Annotated in this window: 3 protein-coding genes; all 3 read left to right on the top strand. The window is 30.0% G+C overall.

Translation table 11 applies throughout. The annotated features are described in order from the left end of the window. The first annotated feature begins 256 nt into the window (after positions 1 to 256). Genes AS180_RS21150 through AS180_RS21140 form a run of 3 tightly spaced genes read left to right on the top strand, consistent with a single transcriptional unit; the run spans position 257 to position 2391 of the window. On the top strand, positions 257 to 787 hold the full coding sequence (locus tag AS180_RS21150) for a hypothetical protein (RefSeq protein ID WP_156413529.1): 531 nt from the start codon (positions 257 to 259) through the stop codon (positions 785 to 787). Between the two features lie 19 nt (positions 788 to 806). Further along, entirely contained in the window at positions 807 to 1052 is a 246-nt protein-coding gene (locus AS180_RS21145; RefSeq protein ID WP_025907938.1) for a hypothetical protein, read from the top strand. Between the two features lie 25 nt (positions 1053 to 1077). After that, positions 1078 to 2391 carry a hypothetical protein gene (locus tag AS180_RS21140; RefSeq protein ID WP_025907937.1) on the top strand — a complete coding sequence of 438 codons (1314 nt, stop codon included), beginning with the start codon at positions 1078 to 1080 and terminating at the stop codon, positions 2389 to 2391. The last annotated feature ends 172 nt before the right edge of the window (positions 2392 to 2563 follow it).

The following is a 2563-nucleotide window of genomic DNA, read 5'->3' as shown; positions in this document are numbered from 1 at the left end:
AGCCACCTTTAATAAGGTATTTACTTTTTTGGCTCTAAACAGGAAAAAACATTAAACTGAAAATTGCGTCAACATTTATGCAACACTAGTGTTATTTTACATCACTAGAAAATATGATCCAAAGAAGAAAAGCGGATACTTTCAAAAAGGAACAAAATTTAACCAGCTACAGTGGTTCCAATTTTACAATTGGTTAATGACTTTTAAAGGAGATTTATATGTAAACGAAGTGCTTAAATACATGGAGGTTAATGAATTGAATAAAAGCAGAAAATTTACACCAACTGATATATATGCATTACAGAATCTTTATAAATTACAATCTATGTTAGATGAAACACTAAATGGTAAGGTAAAAGAAATATTTATACAACTTTTTGGAAAGCCCATGCAATGGTCAAATAGAGCGAATCAGCTAAGGACTTTCAATAGATATGTTTCGATTAGTGATCAAAGTGATTGGAAATTCATTGGTTGCGGATTCAGGTTTACAGAGGAAGAATATCCAGATATTACGGTATTCTTAGAGATAGGTCCTAATTGTAGAAGGAAAGATGAGCTTATCAAAGCAATTAATACCTTCTGTATTGAGAATGAAGAATGGATTTTTGAGAGTCCCGAAGATGAAAAAGACTATTTTAGAGTATATCTAGGTAAATCTCTTTTAAGCTTTTTAGCAGAATCAGATCATATTGAAAGTATTCAAAAATATATCATTGAGAAGTTACATGAAATACATAGACTTAAAGTACAGTTCCCTGAATTAAAATGGGAAGAACGGGTATAAAAAATAGGGAGTGAATTAATTGAGTAAACAACAATTTTTTAGAGGGGAAATTTATAAATCTAATAAGGAAAGTAGTAGGACCATTTCGTTTGTGATTAATGTATATCAAGATAAGAACGATAAGGAAAAAATATGGATGGTTTCAAATGATGTTTTAAATCCTACTGAAATAAATAATCATCCCCAGTCAGTTAATTTTCATCCCAAAATGTTTCAAAGGTTAAAAGAGATTTTAATTAGTGAGGGACGCTGGCAGGATAATTGAATGTGTGTAAGGAAGGACTAACGTTTTGTTATGCTGTATTGATTTTGTTGGAAAACTCTCAAAAAGTAAAGAAAAAAATGTTGAGTTTATTTCAAATGTACACATAGGATTTATGAAAGCACAAAATCTAATAATACAAAATTTATTACAATTAGGGAAAAAGCGAGATACAATAAAAAAACTGATTAAAGAATTAAATAAACAGAAAGCGAGTAAAGAATCTCTTGAAAAGTCAAAATATAACTTGAAGGTTATTGAATATAAAGAAAGTGTGTTAAGAAAGATTGCAGACACTATCGCATGGCAATTATTAGGATTTGATAGAACAATAATTAGAAGATTATATAGTTTCACTTCACAAGTAGAAATATTCAATTCTAATTTAAAACATGATTTAAAAGTAGTGGAAGAAATTTTTAATAGTGATAAAACTACATTCCCATTAGTAAATGATATTACGTCTTTTATTCAAGTGGGTGACTTATTAGTAAGAGAATTGGATAGCCCTGATATAAAACTGATAGAATTAAAAGAAGGAAAGGTGAATGATGAAATTGCAAAAATAGTTGAAGAATATGAAGAAATACCGTGTGATAGAAGATTACATTATCAGTTGGAAGACAAAGATGAAAAGTTTAAAAAACAATTTAATCGATATGTTAAACAAAAATCAACGGCATTAAATAAAGCAAAAATTATTAATACGGGCTCTGGAACAGACGAAGTGACTGGGCTTAACATTCAAACTGTTAAGGAGACATTTTATACAGAACACTTTGACGAAGTCGTAGCATCTATGATGAAAGAAGTAGATAAAAGAAATTATTCACTTAGAACGATCGATGGTTGTCTTATTGTGGGTGTGTACAATACCTCAAAAATGTCTATTCATACAGGTTTTGACATGTGGAAAGAATCTGTCGGTATAGACTTTCCAACAATTGATTTGAGAAGTTCTGTTAGCTCACCATTGTCTTATCCTTTATTTTTACACCCATTTAGTATAAATGACAAAGTAAAGTTAATTAATGGAGAAAAAGTGATTTACATGTCTCTAGATATAGATAAATGGTTGAAGATGTTTGAGGATAAGGAGGTAAATGTTAATATTTTATCCAAAAAACAAACAGCTAGGTTTAATACTACTCAAGTTCATTCAAAAGTGTTTGAACATAAAGGACAAGCAATCGAAATTGAGTATAAAAATGTTAAGCAAATGTTATCTGATGGTATTTTTGAAAGAATGTTTAATCAATTTTTAAGACCTTCGTCAGCTATTGAATTTTTTAAATATGGGCATGACAAAGTAGGTGCTTTTTTAGAAAGTCCACTTGTGTAGTAAAATAGTAGAGTTAACCACAAAAAGGTAGTGGGCAAATCAGCTTACTGCCTTTTCATTTTTAGAACTTAAAAGAGAAGTGTAAGCCCGTAATCAAACAACGCATATAAAACATCAGGCACCTCCGGTACGATAAATGTATCAATCAAAGGAGGTGCCATTATGTCTACAA

This window comes from Priestia veravalensis (assembly GCF_001457055.1).
GTDB lineage: Bacteria > Bacillota > Bacilli > Bacillales > Bacillaceae_H > Priestia > Priestia flexa.
Note: the sequence above shows the minus strand (reverse complement) of the source record. Positions and strands in the feature narration are given on the sequence as shown.